General features: G+C 55.1%; 22 protein-coding genes. 14 read left to right on the top strand and 8 right to left on the bottom strand.

Features of this window, described 5'->3' with window-relative positions:
- Positions 1-4 precede the first annotated feature (4 nt).
- Positions 5-1,018 (bottom strand): AraC family transcriptional regulator, encoded by a 1,014-nt coding sequence (locus K7H09_RS11215; RefSeq protein ID WP_141440911.1) that lies wholly within the window; start codon positions 1,016-1,018, stop codon positions 5-7.
- Positions 1,019-1,182: 164 nt separating this feature from the next.
- Between K7H09_RS11215 and K7H09_RS11210 the strand changes: the two genes are divergently transcribed.
- Positions 1,183-3,099 carry an ATP-binding cassette domain-containing protein gene (locus K7H09_RS11210; RefSeq protein ID WP_141440912.1) on the top strand — a complete coding sequence of 639 codons (1,917 nt, stop codon included), beginning with the start codon at positions 1,183-1,185 and terminating at the stop codon, positions 3,097-3,099.
- Positions 3,100-3,160: 61 nt separating this feature from the next.
- Here K7H09_RS11210 and K7H09_RS11205 read toward each other — a convergent pair whose 3' ends face one another.
- Positions 3,161-3,613 (bottom strand): universal stress protein, encoded by a 453-nt coding sequence (locus K7H09_RS11205; RefSeq protein ID WP_022522962.1) that lies wholly within the window; start codon positions 3,611-3,613, stop codon positions 3,161-3,163.
- 182 nt (positions 3,614-3,795) lie between these two features.
- Here K7H09_RS11205 and K7H09_RS11200 point away from each other — a divergent pair, with 182 nt between their 5' ends.
- Positions 3,796-4,362, top strand: a complete 567-nt coding sequence (locus K7H09_RS11200) for a preprotein translocase subunit YajC (protein WP_141440913.1) — start codon at positions 3,796-3,798, stop codon at positions 4,360-4,362.
- On the opposite strand, the gene slyA is transcribed toward K7H09_RS11200, so the two are convergent.
- Both slyA and K7H09_RS11190 read right to left on the bottom strand, forming a co-directional pair.
- On the bottom strand, positions 4,341-4,793 hold the full coding sequence (slyA, locus tag K7H09_RS11195) for a transcriptional regulator SlyA (protein ID WP_141440914.1): 453 nt from the start codon (positions 4,791-4,793) through the stop codon (positions 4,341-4,343). The genes K7H09_RS11200 and slyA overlap by 22 nt on opposite strands.
- Before the next feature lie 76 nt (positions 4,794-4,869).
- Positions 4,870-6,024: a DUF5924 family protein gene (locus K7H09_RS11190; RefSeq protein ID WP_009288643.1), complete on the bottom strand. Its 1,155-nt coding sequence runs from the start codon at positions 6,022-6,024 to the stop codon at positions 4,870-4,872.
- 310 nt (positions 6,025-6,334) lie between these two features.
- Between K7H09_RS11190 and fadB the strand changes: the two genes are divergently transcribed.
- A complete protein-coding gene (fadB, locus tag K7H09_RS11185) occupies positions 6,335-8,521 on the top strand; it encodes a fatty acid oxidation complex subunit alpha FadB (RefSeq protein WP_027958889.1) in 2,187 nt (728 codons plus the stop codon).
- A 23-nt stretch (positions 8,522-8,544) separates the two neighbouring features.
- Positions 8,545-9,723, top strand: coding sequence for an acetyl-CoA C-acyltransferase FadA (fadA, locus tag K7H09_RS11180; protein ID WP_009288645.1), 1,179 nt, complete (start codon positions 8,545-8,547; stop codon positions 9,721-9,723).
- A gap of 82 nt (positions 9,724-9,805) precedes the next feature.
- Here the strand turns inward: fadA and K7H09_RS11175 are convergent, their stop codons facing one another.
- A complete protein-coding gene (locus K7H09_RS11175; protein ID WP_041158652.1) occupies positions 9,806-10,894 on the bottom strand; it encodes a histone deacetylase family protein in 1,089 nt (362 codons plus the stop codon).
- Positions 10,895-11,044: 150 nt separating this feature from the next.
- A complete protein-coding gene (locus tag K7H09_RS11170; protein ID WP_041158651.1) occupies positions 11,045-11,521 on the bottom strand; it encodes a flavodoxin family protein in 477 nt (158 codons plus the stop codon).
- A gap of 93 nt (positions 11,522-11,614) precedes the next feature.
- Between K7H09_RS11170 and K7H09_RS11165 the strand changes: the two genes are divergently transcribed.
- The 3 genes from K7H09_RS11165 to K7H09_RS11155 all read left to right on the top strand — a co-directional run bounded on the left by K7H09_RS11165 (position 11,615) and on the right by K7H09_RS11155 (position 12,927).
- Positions 11,615-12,016, top strand: coding sequence for a thiol-disulfide oxidoreductase DCC family protein (locus K7H09_RS11165; RefSeq protein WP_009287121.1), 402 nt, complete (start codon positions 11,615-11,617; stop codon positions 12,014-12,016).
- Positions 12,017-12,032: 16 nt separating this feature from the next.
- Entirely contained in the window at positions 12,033-12,509 is a 477-nt protein-coding gene (locus K7H09_RS11160; RefSeq protein WP_041158650.1) for a YbhB/YbcL family Raf kinase inhibitor-like protein, read from the top strand.
- Positions 12,510-12,585: 76 nt separating this feature from the next.
- Positions 12,586-12,927: a zinc ribbon domain-containing protein YjdM gene (locus K7H09_RS11155; RefSeq protein ID WP_022522972.1), complete on the top strand. Its 342-nt coding sequence runs from the start codon at positions 12,586-12,588 to the stop codon at positions 12,925-12,927.
- 76 nt (positions 12,928-13,003) lie between these two features.
- On the opposite strand, the gene K7H09_RS11150 is transcribed toward K7H09_RS11155, so the two are convergent.
- Positions 13,004-13,207: a putative motility protein gene (locus K7H09_RS11150; protein ID WP_027958665.1), complete on the bottom strand. Its 204-nt coding sequence runs from the start codon at positions 13,205-13,207 to the stop codon at positions 13,004-13,006.
- A gap of 300 nt (positions 13,208-13,507) precedes the next feature.
- Here K7H09_RS11150 and K7H09_RS11145 point away from each other — a divergent pair, with 300 nt between their 5' ends.
- The 7 genes from K7H09_RS11145 (at position 13,508) to K7H09_RS11115 (ending at position 20,322) form a co-directional block, all read left to right on the top strand.
- Positions 13,508-13,972 (top strand): SUF system Fe-S cluster assembly regulator, encoded by a 465-nt coding sequence (locus K7H09_RS11145; protein ID WP_022522974.1) that lies wholly within the window; start codon positions 13,508-13,510, stop codon positions 13,970-13,972.
- A gap of 78 nt (positions 13,973-14,050) precedes the next feature.
- Complete coding sequence (gene sufB, locus K7H09_RS11140; protein ID WP_022522975.1) at positions 14,051-15,493, top strand: Fe-S cluster assembly protein SufB; 1,443 nt, start codon at positions 14,051-14,053, stop codon at positions 15,491-15,493.
- Positions 15,494-15,566: 73 nt separating this feature from the next.
- The gene (sufC, locus tag K7H09_RS11135) at positions 15,567-16,316 is read left to right on the top strand and encodes a Fe-S cluster assembly ATPase SufC (protein ID WP_027958666.1); all 750 of its coding nucleotides are present in this window, start codon (positions 15,567-15,569) and stop codon (positions 16,314-16,316) included.
- Complete coding sequence (gene sufD, locus K7H09_RS11130; protein WP_027958667.1) at positions 16,313-17,653, top strand: Fe-S cluster assembly protein SufD; 1,341 nt, start codon at positions 16,313-16,315, stop codon at positions 17,651-17,653. Before sufC ends, sufD begins: the two co-directional genes overlap by 4 nt.
- A gap of 26 nt (positions 17,654-17,679) precedes the next feature.
- The gene (locus K7H09_RS11125; protein ID WP_041158649.1) at positions 17,680-18,975 is read left to right on the top strand and encodes a cysteine desulfurase; all 1,296 of its coding nucleotides are present in this window, start codon (positions 17,680-17,682) and stop codon (positions 18,973-18,975) included.
- A gap of 36 nt (positions 18,976-19,011) precedes the next feature.
- Positions 19,012-19,581, top strand: coding sequence for a putative Fe-S cluster assembly protein SufT (gene sufT / locus K7H09_RS11120; RefSeq protein WP_009287114.1), 570 nt, complete (start codon positions 19,012-19,014; stop codon positions 19,579-19,581).
- A gap of 18 nt (positions 19,582-19,599) precedes the next feature.
- A complete protein-coding gene (locus K7H09_RS11115; protein ID WP_009287113.1) occupies positions 19,600-20,322 on the top strand; it encodes a SanA/YdcF family protein in 723 nt (240 codons plus the stop codon).
- 77 nt (positions 20,323-20,399) lie between these two features.
- Here the strand turns inward: K7H09_RS11115 and K7H09_RS11110 are convergent, their stop codons facing one another.
- Positions 20,400-20,846 (bottom strand): hypothetical protein, encoded by a 447-nt coding sequence (locus K7H09_RS11110; RefSeq protein ID WP_009287112.1) that lies wholly within the window; start codon positions 20,844-20,846, stop codon positions 20,400-20,402.
- Positions 20,847-20,929 lie beyond the last annotated feature (83 nt).

The following is a 20,929-nucleotide window of genomic DNA, read 5'->3' as shown; positions in this document are numbered from 1 at the left end:
CTGGCTAGCGAACGTTGCCCGCCGTGCGCGCTTTGCGATACGCGGCGGGCGAATTGCCTGTCCAGGTTTTAAAGGCACGACTAAAGCAGGCCAGATCCTCAAAGCTCAACGCCTCCGCGATGCTAACCAGGGGCTTCTCACTACAGGTGAGTGCCTGAATAGCGACATCGCGGCGGTACTCATCCTTGACCGCTTGAAAGTGGGTGCCCTCCCTTTTGAGATGCCGCGCCAGCGTGCGAGCAGACATATGCAGCGCATCGGCTACGCTATGCACGGTGCCAGACGTAGTCAGATGACGTGAGAGGTGTTCGCGCACCCGGTGGGTGAGCAGGCGATCTGCAAACGACACATAGAACCAGTCTGCGGGGGCGCGCTTTAAAAAAGCGCCCAGGTGTCTCTTGGTCTGGCGGATAGGATGATCAAGAAAACCGCGATCTATATAGATCGCGGTTTGCGGCTGCCCAAAGCGTACTGTACCAGGATAAAAGTAGAGATAATCAGCGCTGTGCGGCGGCTGGGGGTAAGCGCACTCCATCAAAATGGGCGGTATTTTACGCGCTATCATCCACGACGCGATGCCGTGAAACAGCTTGAGCATCAGCTCATGAATCAGAGTGCGGCTGCCCGTCAAGGGGGCATGTTCCACCAGGGCCATACGGGCAAGATCCCCTTCGAGCGTAAATGCATAGCCAAAGTCGTCGAGAAGAATACGGAAAAACTGCGTATAGCGGTGCAGGGCAACCTGCAAATTGGGCGCATCCAGCATGCTTAAACACAGCAGCTTCAGGGTGCCTCCCCGCAGCGGGCGGGAAAAAAAGCCGGGCGTTTCGTCGTCCAGTTCGTTCACCAGCCCGCGATACAGTTCGGCAAACTGCTCAACCGTGACGCGGCCATGGGGGGCCGAAAGTAAAAAGGGCGAGATCCCCGCCCGCTCCAGGTAGCGGGTGGGCGGTATTGTGCTGTTGGGTAAACCTTTAAACAGCTCATTCACAAAATGCATCGAGACGGTCACCGTCACTGTCAGCCCGCCTTTAAAAGTCGTTTTTTGGTTGAGATATTGTAGTTGCTGGCAAAACGGTATCACGCTGGTGATTTCCGCTCTACGATTCACCTCTATATGGTTCCCCCTCCTGGGCCGCTCATGCGTTACACTGTGCGCCTCACGATTTAGGAGGACACCGCGTGACCCTGTTACGACTCGAACAGCTGCAACTCGCCTACGGCACCCATGTACTACTCAATCGCGCCGACCTGACGGTTGAAAAAGGCGAGCGGCTGGCGCTGGTCGGGCGCAACGGCACCGGCAAATCCACTCTGCTGAAGCTGGTAGCGGGGGATATCCTGCCCGATGATGGCTCAATTTGGCGGGCACCTGGCCTCAAGATCGGTGTGCTGGCTCAGGAGTTACCCGAATCATCCGGCCTGACCATTTTTGACATGGTCGCCCAAGGGCTGCCGGAAGCCGGGGAGCTACTCTCCGAGTACGATCATCTGATCAATGATCCCGACCCCGATATGGATCGCATGGCGACCCTGCAAACGCGCCTGGAAGCCATTGATGGCTGGTCGTTCCACCAGCGTATCGACACCGTGCTGACCCGCTTAGGCCTGCCCCCCGCGGCTGAGATGAGCTCGCTCTCCGGTGGCTGGCGCCGCCGGGTGGCGCTGGCGCGTGCCTTGGTCGCCGAGCCTGATCTACTGTTGCTTGATGAGCCTACCAACCACTTGGACTTAGACACCATTGCCTGGTTGGAAGAGCAACTGCTGGCGTTTAACGGCGCGGTACTGCTGATTACTCACGATAGGGCGTTTCTTTCCAAGCTGGCCACCAATATTCTGGAGCTAGACCGTGGCCAGCTAGGGCGCTACCCCGGCAAGTACGAAGAGTATCAGGCTCGTAAGCAGCACGAGCTGGAAGTAGAGGCGCGGGAGAACGCCGAATTTGATAAAAAACTTGCCCAGGAAGAAGCCTGGATTCGTCAGGGCGTTAAAGCCCGGCGTACCCGCAACGAAGGCCGGGTTCGAGCGCTGGAAGCGATGCGCAACGAGCGGAGTCAGCGCCGCGAGCGCCAGGGTAATGCCAACCTGACGGTGGATCGTGGTGAGCGTACCGGCAAGCGCGTTGTGGAGCTGCAAGGTGTCACCCAACGGTTTGGCGATGAGGTGGTACTGCGCGATATCAATCTTGAGGTACTGCGCGGTGACCGTATTGGCTTCCTGGGGCGCAACGGTGCGGGCAAGACAACCCTGCTGAAAATCCTGCTGGGCGAGTTGGAACCCACTGAAGGCAAGGTGCAGATGGGCACCAATCTGAAAGTGGCTTATTTCGACCAACTGCGCGCTGGGCTTGAACTGGAAAAAACCGTTTACGACAACGTTGCCCAAGGCAGTGATCGTGTCAGTGTGGGCGGTAAAGATCGCCATGTGATGAGCTATCTACAGGACTTTCTTTTCACCCCCGAGCGGGTGCGCCAGCCGGTGAAAGCGCTCTCCGGTGGCGAGTCCAACCGCCTGCTGCTGGCCAAGTTGTTCACTCAGCCAGCTAACGTGTTAGTGCTCGATGAGCCGACCAACGACCTCGACATGGAAACCCTGGAGCTGCTCGAAGAGCTGCTGCTCGATTTCGATGGCACGCTGCTACTGGTCTCCCACGACCGAACCTTTATGGACAACGTGGTGACCAGCATGCTCGCCTTTGAAGGCGATGGCGTTGTACGTGAATACGTGGGTGGCTATACCGACTGGATTCGCCAGGGGGGCAAGCTGCCGCCAGCACCTTGGGAAGGGGCGGCGCGTCAGCGTACCGAACCCACCTCAGAAGCGCCCAAGAAAGTGGCTGAAGCACCTGCCGCAACGGTCAAGAAAAGCGTCAAACTCTCGTATAATTTGCAACGCGAGTTAGATGCACTGCCCGCCGAAATCGAACGTCTTGAGGGGCAAGTAGAGGTGCTGGAGAGTGAAATCGGTGACCCAGCGTTTTATCAGCAGGATGCCGACGCCGTTACGGCTAAGCTGCAAACGCTTGAAAAAGTGCAGAAGGCGTTAGAAGTTGCCATGGAGCGCTGGATGGAGTTAGAAGCGATGGCTGCCGGTGAGTAGCTTGAAAACGTTAAAAGGCGCCGTATGGGCGCCTTTTTTATAAACGTTATCGTGCCTTAGGTTACTCGTCGCTTTCTTCGCCTTTTTTACCGACGCGAACGGCTAGCACATCGCATTGAGCACCGTGCAATACTCCGGTAGAGGTTGAGCCGAGCAGTAGAGCAAAACCGTGGCGCCCATGGGAGCCCACTACGATTAGATCCACATCGTGCTCTTCAGCAAAACGGTGAATTTCAGTGTCGGGCATACCCACCACTACGTGCTGGTCAGCCTCGGCAATATGTGGGGCGGCGATTTCGGCTAAGCGTTTTTTGGCGTGTTCATCTAGCTGGTCTTGGATGCTGGTCAAGTCCATGGGGATATCGCCACCGTAGGCAAACCCAAGCGGTTCCAGGGTATGCATAATGGAGATTTTGGCTTGGTCGTTGCGTTCAGCGATCGCAACGGCACGTTCCAGAATCTTGTGGGAGTCTTTGGTTAAGTCAACGGCAACTAAAATGTGGTGATAGCTCATGGCGTATCTCCTTGGCAGTAGGTAACAAAGAGGCTCTTTGTTCAATAACCGTTACTTTAGATGGCGTGTCCTGTTTTAACAATAGCAAGCGTTTTAACAATGACTTGGGTCAAAACAGCGACCTGAGTCATGGTTTTTAGATTAGTTTATACAGTGTGGCTTATGTGGGAGGAAATGTAGAGATGGAATGGTTGATTATCGTGTTTATTATGCTGTTTGTAATTGCGCCGGTGATGTGGCTAAAGCCTAGCCCGCGTCAAAAACGCCAGCAGGCGCTGCGTACTCAAATCGCCAAACAGGGCGTCAGTATCAAGCTGGAAAAGCCGCCACTACACCATTTTAGAGGCACCATGCCAGCTTATCGCTGGCACTATCCCCAGGAAGAGCCGGGCCCTGATTTTCTATTGGTAAGAGACAGCAATGCCAGTGAAGCCTTAACGCCATTTCATGCTGGCTGGCGCTGGCGGATTGCCCCCTTGCGGCCTTTACCTGATGCCGCCACCGCAGCGTTAAAAACACTACTTGAACGCTTGCCGCAAGATGCCTTGGTGGTGCAGTCAACGCCCTATGCATTGACGCTTTGGTGGTGGGAGTCGCAAACCGCGGAGCGATTCGCGACCTATCTACCCGAATTTCAGCAACTGCGGGAGGCGCTGCGTGGCCGTGCCGACCAGCCTTTCAGCCAGCCGTTAAAGGGCACTGAGCAGGCGTCATCCACAGTCAGCGATCAAGATGTCGGATTATCCTGATCCCGTGCTTGTATCGCCAAGCCGTTTGCCTCGATCACTGCCAACCATTCGTTGAGTTGTTCGAGGTTCTCCTCGCTTAAGCCAGCGAACATCTCTTTGCGCGCTTGTTGCGCAACGCTGTCGATCTGTTCCAGCAGCGGCATAGCGGCAGGGGTAAGATAAATCCGCTTGCTGCGACGGTCGTTGTCGCAGGCTCGGCGTTCAACTAGGCCTTGTTCTTCGAGCTGGCCCAGGGTGCGCACAAGAGAGGGAGCCTCGACGCCAATCGCACGGGCGAGGTCGCACTGTGGATGGCCTTCGCCAAGACGCCACAGGTGATACAGCGTCACCCAGCGCGTTTGGGTTAACCCCAACGGCGCCAAGCGGCGATCCAAAATGGAGCGCCATAAGTGGGGCAAGCGTGCGATGCGAAATCCAATCGTTGAAGCCATAGGTAACTAGCTGCCAATAAATGTGAGTAGTCGAATTGTCATAAGCTACGCCGCTGAATGCAAGGCGCTTAACCCTTCAATCTTCCGGTCGCGCCTCTTCATCGTTAGGGCTACCCGGCACAAACCGCCGTAAGTTTAATCCACTTAGACCACTGGCGCGTATCTCTCCATCTGCCAGCGTGGCTTGCTGAGCATCGTCTGAGACCTCAAAACGTATTAATCCCAAGCGCTGGCCCGTACCTGTCATGATATCAATGCGCCAATCGCCAGTAGGGTCTTCGGGAAAGTTTTGCTTGTGGCTCCATGCGCGGTAACCCTGCTCGCGTCCACCGTCGATATTAAGCTCCACAACATCCATTGGCACACCATTGTGATGCCAGGCATGGGTAATAGTTTCACTTAATCCCCGCGGTGCCCGAATAGCGGTGTAAACATAAAGGCCATTTTCGCTGATGGCTTGTGGCGTTAACGCCATCGAGCCTTGAGGCAGGCGCTGCTCAACATTAAAACCAGGAGAGAGCGCGCTACTGGTCATCCAGAGACTGGCAGGCGGTACCCATATACGTCCCAGCCAAGCTCCATAGGCGAGTAGCAGCGTCAACACAAAAAAAGCGCACCAGCGTTTGAGCGAGCGCTGCTTAAGCAAGTGCCAAAAACTTGGCAAGGCCACCAAAATGGTGATCCCCAGGGCCAGTAGCAGGCTCTGGCCGGTGGTAAGGTGCACCATGATGGGGAGTGTGACCAGTAGTACCAGGAAGACACACTGGGCATGAAAGACGAAATAGAGACTGCGCCAGCGCTCCGCGACTTTGAAGTAGAGCGGATCGATAATCGACAGTATTGCCATGCCGCCCACCAGCAGCGCAAACAGCGTTTGCCCGCTATTCCACACCGTGGTGACTAAGATAAACGGCAGGGTGAAGAAAAGTGTCTCCTGGTGAATCATCTGGGCAATAAAAGTGGTTACGCCCCGGGGTGGCGTGGGGTGACCCCGGCGCGACAACCAGCGGCTGATCAAGCCTTCCGAAAGCAGTAGCGTCCAGGCAAACAGTAATCCCAGCGCCAGCGCTGCGCCTAACCACTGCTGGCGATCAACTAAAAAGAAGCTGCTTAGCCCGGCAGCAAAGGCCATTGGTGGCCAAAGCCAGCTCCAGGGCTTGAGGCGTTCGACAATGCGTTCAATTCGCTGCTGAATGGCTTCAATACGTGAAGGCGTGAGCAGTGCGCTCATAACAAGATAACCTGCAAAGTAAAAGGAAGCGCGATTCTAACAGGCTGTCAGGCTTAACGCTGATCTACTGCAAATCCATGCTTCTGGCGGGATCGGTTACATTCACTCAGACGGCGCTCTATGAACGGATGCCGGAGAGCGCTGGTCTCACTAAATGAGTAAATTAGCCAAAAGTCTGGGCTTGACGTTATCAGGCAACTCAACCAAGCTAAGGCAATCAAACGACCGTATGAAAGTCGTGTGGAAGCCGTATGAGAAATGTGGCGGGTTCTCTTTTCAGAGCCAGCCCGAAAATGTGGAGAGAGCGCGGATGATCTATCAAGGCAACGCCATCACGGTGACACGTCGTGACACCCCGAGTGGCAATGATATCGCAATGCTCACTTTCGATCTGAAAGATGAGTCCGTCAACAAGCTTTCCAGCGCGGTGGTCGCAGAGCTGAGCGAAGCAGTAAAAGCCATTCAAGCTGAAAATAGCTTAAAAGGTTTACTTATTGCGAGCGGGAAAGATGTGTTTATCGTGGGCGCCGATATCACCGAGTTTCACAGTCTATTTGATAAAGGCGAAGCCTACCTTGAGGAGATGAATCTCAAGGTTCACGATATTTTTAACGCTATTGAAGATCTGCCGTTCCCTACCGTAACAGCGATCAATGGTCTGGCGCTGGGTGGCGGCTGCGAAGTATTGCTGACCACTGATTTTCGCGTGATGGGCGAGAAAGCCAAGATCGGCCTGCCAGAAACCAAGCTCGGCATTCTGCCCGGTTGGGGCGGCTGTGTACGCCTGCCGCGCATTATTGGCGCCGATAATGCCATCGAGTGGATTGCCGGTGGTACCGAAAACCGTGCCGATGCCGCGCTAAAAGTGGGCGCCGTCGACGCGGTGGTGACGGACGAACAGCTGGAAGAGGCCGCGCTGGATATTCTTGACCGTGCCAATGCCGGTGAGCTGGATTACCAGGCCCGTCGTGCTGAAAAGACCAGCCCGCTGAAGCTCAACCCGATTGAGCAGATGATGGCGTTTGAAACGGCGAAAGGCTATGTCGCCGGTAAAGCGGGGCCTCATTATCCGGCGCCGGTAGAAGCGATCAAAGTGATTCAGAAAGGCGCTGGCGAAGAGCGTGGCCGTGCCCAGGCGATTGAAGCCAAAGCCTTCGCCAAGCTGGCACTCAGCAGCGTGGCGTTCAACTTGGTGGGTCTGTTCTTGAACGACCAAGTGGTCAAGAAAAAAGCCAGCAAGTATGAGAAGCAGGCGCAGCCGGTGAAGCAAACGGCCGTGCTGGGTGCGGGTATCATGGGTGGTGGTATCGCTTATCAGAGTGCCTCTAAAGGCACGCCGATTCTGATGAAAGATATCAAGGATGACGCCATTGAACTGGGCCTGAAAGAAGCCCGTAAGCTATTTGCCAAACAGGTGGAGCGCAAAAAGCTGACCACCGAGCAGATGGCGGAGAAGCTGACTAATATTCGCCCGACGCTCTCCTACGGAGATTTTGGCAACGTCGATCTCGTCGTCGAAGCGGTGGTTGAAAATCCCAAAGTCAAAGACGCCGTGCTTACCGAAGTGGAAGGTATGGTGAGCGAAAATACCATTCTCACCTCGAACACATCGACGATTTCCATCAACCGCTTGGCGCAAAACCTAAAGCGGCCTGAAAACTTCTGCGGCATGCACTTCTTCAACCCCGTGCACCGCATGCCGCTGGTAGAAGTCATCCGTGGTGAGAAGACCTCGGATGCCGCCGTTGCTGCCACCGTGGCCTACGCCCGGGCAATGGGTAAAACGCCGATTGTGGTTAACGACTGCCCAGGCTTCTTGGTCAACCGGGTGCTTTTCCCCTACTTTGGCGGCTTTAGCTTCCTGGTTGAGCAGGGTGCTGACTTCCAGCACGTTGATAAGGTGATGGAGAAGTTCGGCTGGCCCATGGGTCCGGCCTACCTGCTGGACGTGGTCGGCCTGGATACCGCCGTTCACGCCAATGAAGTAATGGCGGAAGGCTTCCCTGATCGTATGGCTCGCGACGGTAAAACCGCCATTCAGGTCATGTACGACAACGACCGTTTAGGCCAGAAGAACGACAAGGGTTTTTACGCCTACGAAGAGGACAAGAAGGGTAAGCCGAAGAAAGTCACCGACGAAGCGGCTTACGCTTTAGTTAAAGAGGTGGTGAAAGAGCATAAAGAGTTTTCCGACGAGGATATTATCGCTCGCATGATGGTACCACTCTGCTTGGAAACCGTGCGCTGCCTGGAAGATGGCATTGTGGCCACGCCAGCCGAAGCCGATATGGCGTTGATCTATGGCATCGGCTTCCCGCCTTTCCGTGGTGGTGCGCTGCGCTACATCGACGCCATGGGCGTTGCAGAGTTCGTCAAGCTGGCGGAAGGGCTAGCTGAGGAGTTGGGCCCGCTATACGCGCCCACCGACAAGCTGCGTCAGATGGCTCAGAACAATGAGCAATTCTATTCCAGTGACAACTCTGCCACCCAGGCCTAACCACCACGCACAGGAGATATAAGATGAGTTTGAATCCGAGAGACATTGTGGTGGTAGACGGTGTTCGTACCGCCATGGCGAAAGCCAAAAATGGTGCTTTTCGTAATGTTCGCGCAGAGAATCTCTCTGCTGCGGCTATGCAGGCGCTGTTTACCCGCAATCCTAATCTAGATCCTTCTGAAGTGGATGATGTGATCTGGGGCTGTGTGAACCAGACACTCGAGCAGTCGATGAACATTGCTCGTAATGCGGCGATTATGACCGGTATTCCGCGCTCGGTGCCCGCGCAAACCGTTAACCGTTTGTGTGGCTCTTCAATGACGGCGCTGCATATCGCCGCCGCCAATATCAAAGCGGGTATGGGCGACTTCTTTATCATTGGCGGCGTTGAGCACATGGAGCACGTACCCATGGCTCACGGCGTTGACGTTAACCCCGCCGCCAGCAAATACGCTGCTAAAGCGGCGATGATGATGGGCCTAACCGCGGAGCTGCTGGGTAAAATGCACGGCGTTTCTCGGGAAGATCAGGATAAATTCGGCGTACGCTCTCACCAGCGCGCCCAGGCGGCCATGGAGAAGGGCTACTTCGATAACGAAATTATCGGCGTCGAAGGCCACGATCAACGCGGCTTTAGAGTCATGGTTCAGCGTGATGAAGTGATTCGCGGTGACGCTAGCCTGGAGTCTATGGCGAATCTGAAGCCGGTGTTTGACCCGCGCAACGGTACGGTCACGGCGGGTACCTCCTCGGCGCTCTCCGTGGGTGCCTCGGCAATGGCAGTGATGAGCTACGAGCGAGCTCAAGCGCTGGGCTTAGAGCCTATTGCGAAGGTGCTCTCTACAGGCGTCGCGGGTTGTGATGCGTCGATCATGGGCTATGGTCCGGTACCCGCGTCTAAGAAAGCGCTGAAAATCGCCGGTCTTTCCGCGGCGGATATCCAAACCGTTGAACTCAACGAAGCCTTCGCGGCGCAGGGTATTCCGGTGCTGAAAGATCTCGGTTTCCTGGATGCGATGGACGACAAGGTTAACCTCAATGGCGGTGCAATCGCTCTGGGGCACCCGCTAGGCTGCTCGGGTTCACGTATCTGCACAACGCTGTTGAACGTTATGCAGCAGCGCGATACCACCCTGGGCTTGGCAACCATGTGTATTGGTATGGGGCAAGGTGTAGCGACGGTGTTTGAACGCTTGAAATAATCACCTAGCTTTTTATTGCTTTAAATCGGCAATCGGCATTGCAAAACGGCACCGCGAGGTGCCGTTTTTATGAGCAGCGAAATTATTCCGATTGAAAAGCCGTGCGGTGGAAATCCGCCGCGGCTTGGACTTCCGCAATGCCGCAGGTATCGGGCACAGGCACGGTGTTGCCCGCCAATACGGCAAGTACGGCTCTAGTGCCGTTGGACAGTGACTCCAGGTTGTAGCCGCCCTCTAATACGAACACCAAGCGGCCATCGCAGTGTTGTTCGGCCAGTTGTTGCAAGAAACCGGTCAGTGCGCCAAAACCCTCATAGGAAACGTTTAAGGCCAAATCGTGCCAGTGGGGGTCAAACCCTGCCGAAACTAAAATAATGTCGGGCTTAAACCACGCTGCGGCCGGAGCAAGAATGTCACGAAATGCCTTGAGATACGCTTCGTCGCCAGCGCCAGCCGGTAACGGAACATTGATGGTGGTGCCTTCAGCTAAACCGGCGCCCACTTCTTCCAGATGGCCTGAGCCGGGATAGAAGGGTGCTGCGCGGTGAATATCGAAAAACATTACGTCCGGCTCTGCCCAAAAAATATCCTGGGTGCCGTTGCCGTGATGGGCGTCCCAGTCAACAATCAGCACTCTCTCACAACCCAGCGCACTGCGCGCATGGGCTGCGGCGACCGCTACATTGTTGAATAAACAAAAGCCACGGGCGCGAACGGGCTCCGCGTGGTGTCCCGGCGGGCGTACAAGTGCAAAGGCACTTTTAGCGCGTTTCTCCATGACCGCTTCTACTGCGGCAATGGCCGTTCCCGCGGCGACTTCGGCGGCATCGACGCTACCCGGTGAGACCGCTGTGGTATCCACATCCAACCAGGCATTTTTCCCGCGCAGGCTAAAAATATCGCTTAGATAGGACGTGGTATGCACCCTGGCGAGTTGTTCATGGGTGGCTGCTTTGCCACCTTCAATGTGCAGGCCCGCAATGGGCGCTTTCTCAAGCAGGTGCTGAATGGCTTTCAAGCGGCCGGGGTGTTCGGGGTATTTCCATGGCACAGGGAGTCCTGCAAGCAGATGTCGAATGCGCTTATCGATCCGTTGAGGTAGAAAGTCGGCGTCAATATTGGGCTCGTGAGCGAGCACCCGATCATCATAGAAAGCAATGACTTTATGCATAATGGCTACCTAATGTACGTGCGTTAAGTAACAGCAGTAAATTCAAGCAAGTACTGCCGCCCTTTAATCGCACAATGGGCACGAAATGCTTATCTACAGTAAGGCAGGCTAGGCGAGGTTATACAATATCACTCTCAAACCATGTCACTTTCAAACAATGCCACTCTCAACACTAAACGCTAGGGTCATGCTGAGCTCTTCTACCTGATCTGCAAATGAGGGCTGCCACTCGCCGCACAAAATGAGCGGTGGCTGTACCCATCGCCAGCGTAAGCCAGTGACGATGCTTTCTACTGCGCGTTGGGTGCCCGTGCCATCGTGCCCCGCGCGAATATAGAGCGCGCAGGGTAATCCCTGTTTCTTTTCAATGACAGAATAGTAGCTGCGATCAAAAAAATCCTTGAGGGCGCCGCTCATATAACCCAGGTTTTCTGTGGTGCCGAGCAGAATCGCATCGCAAGCAAGCACGTCGTCTGGTCCAGCTTCCAAGGGCGCTTTTACCACACAGTGCACCTGCTCAAGGTCGGGATGACTCGCGCCCTGGAAAGCCGCATCACGCAATAAGCGGGTATTCGCCGAAGGGGCATGGGCAACAATTAATAGCTGTTTTTTGAACTCAGATGTCATAGCCGTAGCCTAAATAAGCAGTGAATATGTAAAGGTTTGCGACTAGTACTGAAAATGCCACACTGCTTTAGTGTCGTTAACTAGAGAGGCTATATGCCCAATAAGACTTCTATCAATGTCTTTTACGATGCGAAGTGCCCGCTGTGTCGTAAAGAGCGCCGCCGCTATGAGCGCTGGTCGGGGCGGCATGCCGCTGATATCGCTTGGCTTGATGTGAGTGAACATCACCAGGCGCTACAGCAAAAGGGCGTCGATCCCGACATGGCGCTGCGTTCTCTGCATATCGAAACAGCATCTGGGCAATTGGTGGAGGGGATCGATGCTTACCGTTTATTAATGAAGCGTATTCCCCTGTTGGCGCCGGCTGCCTGGATCATTGGTCTACCGGGCATTAAATCGGGCTTGCGGGCGCTTTATGATGCCTGGGTTAAGCGCCGCCTGAAGAAACAAGGCCGGTGGAGTTGTGAGACTAGGAGCGAAAGGCACATTAGATAAACCAAGGAGATAAAACATGACATTTGCACTTTCATCAATGCAGGTTACCAGCCCGGCGTTTGCTGACCATCAGGCGATCCCTGCCAAGCACACCGGGGAAGGTGAGGATGTTTCGCCAGCACTTGCTTGGCAAGACGCTCCCGAGGGAACCCAAGGGTTTGCAGTGATCTGTCATGACCCGGACGCGCCGTTGGTCAAAGACGGTAGCTATGGCTTTGTCCACTGGGTGCTCTATAACCTACCCGGCGATATTCAGGAATTAACTGAAAAGACGGCGGCGGGCACCGTCGGCGCAAATGATAAAGGTGGTACTGGCTATTGTGGCCCGATGCCGCCAGAAGGGCACGGCAAGCATCTTTATTATTTCTGGGTGCTGGCGCTGGATCATCAAACCTCGCTCCCTGAAGGGCTCACGCTGGCTGAACTGCTCAAAGAAGTAGAGCCTCACCTGCTGGGAATGAACCGTTTGGTGGGTACTTACCAGCGCGATTGATCTAGCCTTTGGCTGGACATTTTGCGTAACCCGTGTAGGCTCCATCGCTTTCTAACTGTGGTGATGGAGCCGTCTGATGAGTGACCTGCCTAACTGTCCTGCCTGTGCCTCTGAGTTTAGCTACGATGATGGTCTGCAATATGTCTGCCCAGAGTGCGGCCATGAGTGGTCAAAAGTGGCAGAAGAAGAGGGCGCTGATGACGCTTCAGGCGTGCGCGATGCCAACGGCAATATGCTGGCCGACGGTGATAGCGTAACGGTGATCAAGGACTTGAAGGTTAAGGGCAGTTCACTGGTGGTTAAAGTGGGTACCAAAGTGAAAAGCATTCGCTTAGTTGAAGGCGACCACGATATCGACTGTAAAATTGACGGTATCGGCCCGATGAAGCTTAAATCCGAATTTGTTAAGAAAGCCTAGCGCTAAAGCAGATCGTTAAAAAAATAGCCCCCTGGCATTGACCAGGGGGCTATTGATTTATCTAGCCTAACGTTTATTACGCAGTCGTATTAATCTGCGTACCTACGCTGCCACTGGTGGCCAGTTGCGGATCCATCGAAACACTCTCCATCAGCGCGGCAATCTGTGATGCACTGCCATCTAACGCTTGTTTAAAAACGCTGAGCTGGGCCTGTTGGCTTATCTGCACCTGCTGAAGCGCCATTGATGCACTTACCATGTTATTTACCGCTGAATCCATGTCGTCACCTCGAATAGCATTTGCCATCCACAATGATGGCATCTGATACCTAGCCGAAACTACCAGACGCCATCATTAAGTGTAAAGCCATAAAGCAAAGAATGACTGATGATAGCTTTCCTAAATGATAATGATTGTTGTTTTTGATGCTATCAGCGCCGAACGTGCCGATATTTTGCGTAAATTGCTATCCATTTTGCTCAGGGGCTTCACATCAAATTTATACAGGACTAAAATGGTACTCAATTGACGTGGCGACCATTTGATTTGCTGCGTACTGATGACATAAAGGGAGTCGACATGCTTAAGCTTTCTCGGCTGACAGACTATGCCGCGGTGGTCATGGCGCAAATTGCCCGCCATTCCCAGGCGTCGCATGCAGCGGCAGAGTTAGCAGAGGCCGTGCAGTTGCCCCATCCGACGGTGAGTAAAACGCTCAAAATGCTAGTGCGGGCAGGGCTGCTGGTTTCTCAGCGTGGCGCCCAAGGCGGTTACCGCCTGGCCCGGCCCGCATCGCAGATTACTGCCGCCGATATTATTGCGGCGATTGAAGGCCCCGTCGCCATGACCGAGTGCAGCCAAGCAGAAGGCGATTGTGAGCTTGTGGCTACCTGCGGTGTGGCAGACAACTGGCAGCGGGTCTCCTTGGCCATGCGTACTCTGCTAGAGAGCGTGACCCTGGCGCATCTGGCTGATACAGCGCCGATTAAGCTGCCAGTACAACTGCCTATTCAAACGATCAGCCTGTCGGCGGCGTCGGCCTAACGGCGGCGCGAGTACAGCAGGCCTACTTTATTATTAAAGGCGATGACCTCGCCACCCAACTGCCCGGAGGGTATCACCATGGCAAGCGAAGAAATGGAACAGTTGGTTCGTCGCGAATACAAAGATGGCTTTGTAACCGATATTGAGAGCGACACCCTGCCACCTGGCCTGGATGAAAACACCATCGCCTTTATTTCCAAAAAGAAGGGCGAGCCGGAGTGGATGCTGGAGTGGCGTCTGGATGCCTACCGCCAGTGGTTGAAGATGGAAGCTCCTTCCTGGGCGCATCTCGACTATCCGCCGATTGATTACCAATCGATCTCCTATTTCAGTGCGCCGAAACGCCCGGAAGACCGCCCGCAAAGCTTGGATGAAGTGGATCCCAAACTGCTGGAAACCTATGAGAAACTGGGTATTCCGTTGCACGAACGCGCCGCGCTGGCAGGAGTTGCCGTCGATGCGGTGTTTGACTCCGTTTCGGTCGCCACTACCTTCAAAAAGCAGCTTGGCGAAGCAGGGGTTATCTTCTGCTCCATTTCTGAAGCCATTCGCGACTACCCGGAACTGATCAAACAGTACTTGGGCACGGTCGTTCCCGTGGCGGACAACTACTTTGCCGCGCTGAACTCAGCGGTGTTTACCGATGGCTCCTTTGTGTTTGTGCCAGAAGGCGTGACTTGCCCGATGGAGCTGTCTACGTACTTCCGCATTAACGCGGCCAACACTGGCCAGTTTGAGCGCACGCTGATTATTTGCGAAAGCCGTGCCCAGGTCTCTTACCTGGAAGGCTGTACGGCTCCAATGCGCGATGAGAACCAGCTTCACGCCGCGGTGGTCGAACTTGTCGCTCTGGACGACGCCTATATCAAATACTCCACCGTGCAGAACTGGTACCCCGGTGATGAAAATGGCGTAGGCGGTATCTATAACTTCGTCACCAAGCGCGGTGACTGCCGTGGTGACCGTTCACGGATTAGCTGGACGCAGGTAGAAACCGGCTCGGCGATTACCTGGAAATACCCCTCCTGCGTACTGCGCGGCAAAGACAGTATCGGCGAGTTCTACTCCGTCGCCGTTACCAATGGTCGCCAGCAGGCCGATACCGGCACCAAGATGATTCATATTGGCGAAGGCACGCGTTCGTATATCGTCGCCAAAGGTATCTCAGCGGGCAGGAGTGACCAATCCTATCGCGGCCTGGTGAAAATTGGCCCGCGGGCCAAAGGGGCGCGTAACTTCACCCAGTGTGACTCGCTGTTGATAGGTGATAAGTGCGGTGCGCATACTTTCCCTTATCAGGAAATTGGCAATAGCACGGCGACCATTGAGCACGAAGCGACCACCTCGAAAATCGGTGAAGACCAGCTGTTCTACTGCCAGAGCCGCGGTATCTCTGAAGAAGACGCGGTCAGCATGATCGTTAACGGTTTCTGCAAGGATGTCTTCCAGGAACTGCCGATGGAGTTTGCCGTTGAAGCCGAAGCACTGCTCAACGTCACCCTGGAAGGCGCGGTAGGTTAATCGCTGGTTGTCCAGTTCACCCAATTTTATCAGTGTCGCCGTGGCGACTCGCCAGAATCAGAAGGTATTCAATATGTTGCAAGTGAAAGATTTACACGTCACCGTCGAAGGCAATGAAATCCTCAAAGGCCTCACCCTGACCATCAATGCGGGTGAAGTGCACGCCATCATGGGGCCGAACGGCGCGGGTAAATCGACGCTATCCGCGGTGATTGCCGGTAAAGATGGCTATGAAGTCACCCAGGGCACGGTTACCTTCGATGGCAAGGATGTGCTCGAAATGGAAATTGAAGAGCGCGCCCAGGCTGGCTTGCTGTTGGGTTTCCAGTACCCGGTCGAGATTCCAGGGGTTAAAAACATTTACCTGCTGAAGTCTGCGCTTAATGCCCAGCGCGTAGCCCGCGGCGAAGGCGAAATGCCAGCGCCAGAGTTTATGAAGCTGGTGAAAGAGAAGCTTGGTTACATGAAAATGGACGCTAGCTTCCTACAGCGCGCCGTTAACGAAGGCTTCTCTGGCGGTGAGAAAAAACGCAACGAGATCCTGCAAATGCTGGTGCTTCAGCCGAAGCTTGCGATGCTCGATGAGATCGATTCCGGCCTGGATATCGACGCCATGAAAGTGGTCGCCGATGGTGTCAACAGCCTGCGCGCTGAAGACCGCGCCATTCTACTGGTCACCCACTACCAGCGTCTGCTGGATTACATCGTGCCAGACCAGGTTCACGTCTTGGTCGATGGCCGTATTGTCAAAACCGGTGATGCCGAGCTGGCCAAACAGCTGGAAGCCAATGGGTACGAAGGTATCGAGGAGTCTGTGGCATGAGCGATACGCAAACCTTTTTAGACACGCTGAAGGCGCGCAGCTCGAACTACACAGCGGAACCGACCTGGATTGCTGCTCGTCGCCAGGCGGGTGCTGCACGTTTTGAGGCGCTGGGTTTTCCTACGCGTCGCGATGAAGAGTGGAAGTACACCGACGTACGTTCGATTGCCCAGGGCAACTTTGCAATAGCCGACAACGCTGAGTTCTCTCCGGCCACCGCCGCGGCGCTAACGCTGCCGATTGATGCCTACCGGCTGACCTTCGTGGATGGCGTTTTCTCATCGGCGCTCTCTGATTTGGATTCACTGCCGTCAAGCGTTCAGGTATTACCGCTTTCCAAGGCGCTAGCAGAGAACCACGAAGCCGTGGGTGGCCCGCTTGGGCGCCTAACCGGGGTGGATTTTTCGCCCTTCGCCGCGCTAAACACGGCGTTTATGGAAGAGGGGGCAGTGGTTCGCATTGCACCGGGAACAGTGGTTGAGAAGCCCATCCTGCTGCAGTTTCTGTCCCGCGCAGGCCAGCCGGTGATGTGTCACCCGCGGGTGCTGGTGGAGGCAGGAGGCCGCAGCGAGGCGACGCTGATTGAGCACTACACAGGTGAAAGCGAAGCGACGAACTTCACCAACGTAGTTGGCGAGCTGATGCTAGACCGGGGCGCGATACTGGCCCACTACAAGCTGCAAGAAGCGCCGTTGGGTGATTTGCACGTGGCGAGCATTCACGTAGAGCAGGGCCGCGATACGCGCTATACCTCCTATAACCTGAGCCTGGGCGGTGCGCTGGTGCGCAACGATCTGATCAGTGACTTGAACGGCCAGGGCGCTGAAACCAACTTCCTGGGTCTGTTCTTTGGTCAGGGTCGCCAACACGTCGACAACCATACCAAGGTCAACCACAATGCGCCGCTGACGTTCTCCAATGAGAACTACAAGGGCATTCTGGATGATCGCGCCCACGGGGTGTTTAACGGCAAGGTCTACGTCAAGCGCGATAGCCAGAAGATCGAAGGTTTTCAGAGTAACCAAAACCTACTGCTATCGGATCGTGCCCACATTGATGCCAAGCCTGAGCTTGAAATCTACGCCGATGACGTTAAGTGCTCACACGGCACGACTACAGGCCAGCTAGACGAAGAGGCGATTTATGCGCTGCGTACCCGCGGTATCGATGAAGCCACCGCTCGCGGTCTGCTAACGCTCGCTTTCGCTGGCGAGGTGTTGGACAAAGTCACCCTGGATGCGATTGCCGAGCGCGTTGAGTTAGCGGTCGCCGGTAAGCTGCCAGAGCGCTTCAACCTTGCCGGGCTTGTCGAAGCGGCGGTTTCACTTAACGACTAGCGCCACTACCCAATCAGGAGCGTCTGATGCCACATTCCGTTATTGAGCCAACGTCTAGCCCTTCTCAAACAGGCACTGTGCAAACAAGCCCTGCGCAAGCGACCTTTGATGTTATGCGCCTGCGCCAGGACTTTCCGGTGCTGGCCCGTGAGGTGCACGGCAAGCCGCTGATCTATTTAGATAATGCGGCCACTAGCCAAACGCCTCAGCAGGTGATTGACGTGTTTAGCGATTACTACTCGCGCTATAATGCCAATATTCACCGCGGGCTGCATACTCTCGCCGATGAGGCGACGGCGGCGTTTGAAGGCACGCGCCACCGGGTTAAGGCGTTCCTTAATGCGGAAGATGCGCGTCAGATCATCTTTACCCGCGGCACCACGGAAGCGATTAATCTGGTCGTGCATAGCTGGGGGCGTGCAAATCTTGCACCTGGCGATGAGGTGTTGATTTCGATGTTGGAGCATCACTCCAATATTGTTCCCTGGCAGCTGTTGGCCGCCGAGATTGGCTTTACTATTAAGGTGATTCCCGTTGAGGCCAACGGCGCGCTGGATATGGCTGCCTATCGCTCGCTGCTGAGTGAGCGCACTAAGCTGGTGGCGGTGAACCATGTCTCTAATGCTCTGGGAACCATCAACCCGGTGCAAGAGATGGCAACCCTTGCCCATCAGCAGGGTGCGCTGATTCTGATTGATGGTGCTCAGGCAGCACCTCACCAAGTGGTCGATGTGCAGGCAATCGATGCTGACTTCTATGCCTTCTCTGGCCACAAAGTGTATGGGCCGACAGGCGTTGGTGTGCTCTACGGCAAGCAGGCGCTGCTTGAAGCGATGCCGCCCTGGCAGGGGGGCGGGGAGATGATCAGCACGGTCTCCTTTGATGCGGGTACCACTTTTGCCGCTATTCCGCATAAGTTTGAAGCGGGCACGCCCGCTATTGCGGAGGTCATTGCCCTGGGTCGAGCGCTTGAGTGGATGGAGAGCATTGGCATAGATGCCATCGGCGCCTGGGAAGGCCAACTGCTCGATCACGCTACCCAGGCGGTCGGTCAAATCGATGGTCTACGTATTTTAGGCACTGCGCCGGATAAAGCGGCCGTTCTTTCCTTTATTGTGGAAGGGGCGCATTCGCAAGATATTGGCTTGCTGATCGATCAGCTTGGCGTCGCTATTCGTACCGGTCACCACTGCGCGCAGCCCTTGTTGCATCATTTTGGGGTCGACGCGACGTGCCGCGCTTCATTTGCTGCGTATAATACGCTCGAAGAAGTGGATCGCTTTGTAGAAGCACTCCAACGTGTCATTGGTATGGTGCGTTAAGGTCGGTTCTTTAAGAATCGTCATTTAAGGACAGTTATGGATCTTGAGCAAGTTGCCAGTCTGGAACGTGGCCAACAGTTACCGCTCCAGCGCGATGTGGAAGCCATTGCCATTCCGTTTGGCAGTACGGAAACACTGGCTGAAGATAGCGTTGTTAGCGTTATGCAGGCGAAAGGCAGTACGGTAAGCGTTGGTTTTGAAGGGCGCCTCTATTTGATTGAGGGGCAAAACCTGGATGCCCTGGGGCTTGAGTCGCTCCCGCGTCCTACGCTGCCCGAAACGGCTACCGAGGAAGAGATTGAGCAGTTCGTGTGGGATCAACTGCGCACCTGCTTTGACCCGGAGATACCGGTCAATATCGTTGACTTGGGGCTTGTCTACGGCTGCCGTATCGAGCGCCTTATCAGTGGTGAGCGTATGGTAACTATCCGCATGACGCTGACCGCCCCTGGGTGTGGGATGGGCGATGTAATCGCGGCGGATGCGCGCAATAAGATCCTCGGTGCGCCGCAGATCAGCAAGGTTCACACCGAAATAGTCTTCAGCCCGCCCTGGAGCCGTGACATGATGAGTGACGAGGCCAAGCTTGAACTCGGCATGTTCTAACCCCGGCTGGGGAGCTGGATGCATAACCTTTTGTTGAAATGGCTAAAGCGTTTATTAATGTCGCTAGGAGCACTGTCGCTGCTGGCGACATTGCTGTTTATAGGCGGCAATTTTTGGGTGCTCGCGACGACCGCCGCTTACATTGAGCGTCAGCCGCAGCAGTGTCGTCCAGCAGAAGTGGGGATTGTCTTCGGTACGTCTCACTGGACGCGTAGTGGGGTGAGAAACCCGCACTTCCATGCGCGCATGCGAACCGCTGCTACTTTAATTGAGCAGGCTCAGGTCGAGCATCTTTTGCTCTCTGGGGATAATCGTACCCAGGCGTATAACGAGCCGCGCGCAATGTGGCGCGAGCTGTATCGACGCGGTGTCGCGTCTGAACAGCTGACCATGGATTTTGCTGGTTTTAGCACCTACGACACGCTAGCGCGTGCCCGAGACGTTTTTCAGCTGGATAAAGCCCTGCTGATCACCCAGAGCTGGCATCTTCCCCGCGCGGTATTTATTGGTCGTGCGCTAGGTATCGATGTCACTGGCTGTGTGGCGGATGATCCTACCGTAGCAGTGGGGTGGCGTTTAAAGCTGCGCGAGTGGGCAGCACGCGTAGCCACCCTGGGTGATCTCTATGTATGGGGGAGGGAGCCCTATTTTCTCGGTACGCCTGAGCCCATCGAATTACCCAGGCGGACGCCCATAGACCTTATTCTGCCATCACTAAACGAGCGCTTTAGCCCTCCATAGCCCTTTGACCAGGCCCTTGAGCATAGAGGTCCTGAGCATAGATAGCTTAAAGCCCCTAGCAGCGTGTCTATAGGGCGTTAGCGGTGGGTTTTGCGCTTTTGCAGCGCATACAGCTCGCGGATAAGCTTACGGCACCCCTGCATGCACTCTTCTACCACCGGTTCAATCGGATCGGGTAACGGGTGGGTATACAGAGAGGAGAGCGCCTGCATTAATACACGCTCTTGCTCTAATAGCTCATTGATGAGTACTTGGCTATCGTTGCCGACAAAGCTTTTTAGACGGCTCCACAGCCATAAAAAATCATCGCGCTCAACGTCTGCATCCCGGGGCAGCATTTTTAAATGCGCACGGGCCAGATCCTGCAGCTGGCGCATCTGCTTGAGCCGCGCAGCATAATGCGGCTTTAAAGCGTCACGCAGCGACGGGCGCAGGCGTTCAATATTGTCTTGGAAATAATCAATGCTATCGGCCAGCGCTTCCAATACGCTGTCCATCGCCACTTGGCGATTATCGAGAAACATGAGCGTCTACCTCCTTCGGTGACGCAGATTGTGGGGGTGACAGCGACTATTTGCCACCCCCGAAACGGATTATTTTAATATTT

The organism is Halomonas sp. IOP_14 (assembly GCF_021021315.1).
GTDB lineage: Bacteria > Pseudomonadota > Gammaproteobacteria > Pseudomonadales > Halomonadaceae > Vreelandella > Vreelandella titanicae.
Note: the sequence above shows the minus strand (reverse complement) of the source record. Positions and strands in the feature narration are given on the sequence as shown.

Excerpts from the sequence above, each read along its gene's own strand:
- K7H09_RS11110 (WP_009287112.1), bottom strand. The coding sequence starts at position 20,846 with ATGTTTCTCGATAATCGCCAAGTGGCGATGGACAGCGTATTGGAAGCG.
- sufB (WP_022522975.1), top strand. The coding sequence starts at position 14,051 with ATGGCAAGCGAAGAAATGGAACAGTTGGTTCGTCGCGAATACAAAGAT.
- K7H09_RS11160 (WP_041158650.1), top strand. The coding sequence starts at position 12,033 with ATGACATTTGCACTTTCATCAATGCAGGTTACCAGCCCGGCGTTTGCT.
- K7H09_RS11115 (WP_009287113.1), top strand. The coding sequence starts at position 19,600 with ATGCATAACCTTTTGTTGAAATGGCTAAAGCGTTTATTAATGTCGCTA.
- K7H09_RS11170 (WP_041158651.1), bottom strand. The coding sequence starts at position 11,521 with ATGACATCTGAGTTCAAAAAACAGCTATTAATTGTTGCCCATGCCCCT.
- K7H09_RS11165 (WP_009287121.1), top strand. The coding sequence starts at position 11,615 with ATGCCCAATAAGACTTCTATCAATGTCTTTTACGATGCGAAGTGCCCG.
- sufD (WP_027958667.1), top strand. The coding sequence starts at position 16,313 with ATGAGCGATACGCAAACCTTTTTAGACACGCTGAAGGCGCGCAGCTCG.
- slyA (WP_141440914.1), bottom strand. The coding sequence starts at position 4,793 with ATGGCTTCAACGATTGGATTTCGCATCGCACGCTTGCCCCACTTATGG.
- sufC (WP_027958666.1), top strand. The coding sequence starts at position 15,567 with ATGTTGCAAGTGAAAGATTTACACGTCACCGTCGAAGGCAATGAAATC.
- K7H09_RS11125 (WP_041158649.1), top strand. The coding sequence starts at position 17,680 with ATGCCACATTCCGTTATTGAGCCAACGTCTAGCCCTTCTCAAACAGGC.
- K7H09_RS11205 (WP_022522962.1), bottom strand. The coding sequence starts at position 3,613 with ATGAGCTATCACCACATTTTAGTTGCCGTTGACTTAACCAAAGACTCC.
- K7H09_RS11150 (WP_027958665.1), bottom strand. The coding sequence starts at position 13,207 with ATGGATTCAGCGGTAAATAACATGGTAAGTGCATCAATGGCGCTTCAG.
- K7H09_RS11190 (WP_009288643.1), bottom strand. The coding sequence starts at position 6,024 with ATGAGCGCACTGCTCACGCCTTCACGTATTGAAGCCATTCAGCAGCGA.
- K7H09_RS11155 (WP_022522972.1), top strand. The coding sequence starts at position 12,586 with ATGAGTGACCTGCCTAACTGTCCTGCCTGTGCCTCTGAGTTTAGCTAC.
- fadA (WP_009288645.1), top strand. The coding sequence starts at position 8,545 with ATGAGTTTGAATCCGAGAGACATTGTGGTGGTAGACGGTGTTCGTACC.
- K7H09_RS11200 (WP_141440913.1), top strand. The coding sequence starts at position 3,796 with ATGGAATGGTTGATTATCGTGTTTATTATGCTGTTTGTAATTGCGCCG.
- fadB (WP_027958889.1), top strand. The coding sequence starts at position 6,335 with ATGATCTATCAAGGCAACGCCATCACGGTGACACGTCGTGACACCCCG.
- sufT (WP_009287114.1), top strand. The coding sequence starts at position 19,012 with ATGGATCTTGAGCAAGTTGCCAGTCTGGAACGTGGCCAACAGTTACCG.
- K7H09_RS11145 (WP_022522974.1), top strand. The coding sequence starts at position 13,508 with ATGCTTAAGCTTTCTCGGCTGACAGACTATGCCGCGGTGGTCATGGCG.
- K7H09_RS11175 (WP_041158652.1), bottom strand. The coding sequence starts at position 10,894 with ATGCATAAAGTCATTGCTTTCTATGATGATCGGGTGCTCGCTCACGAG.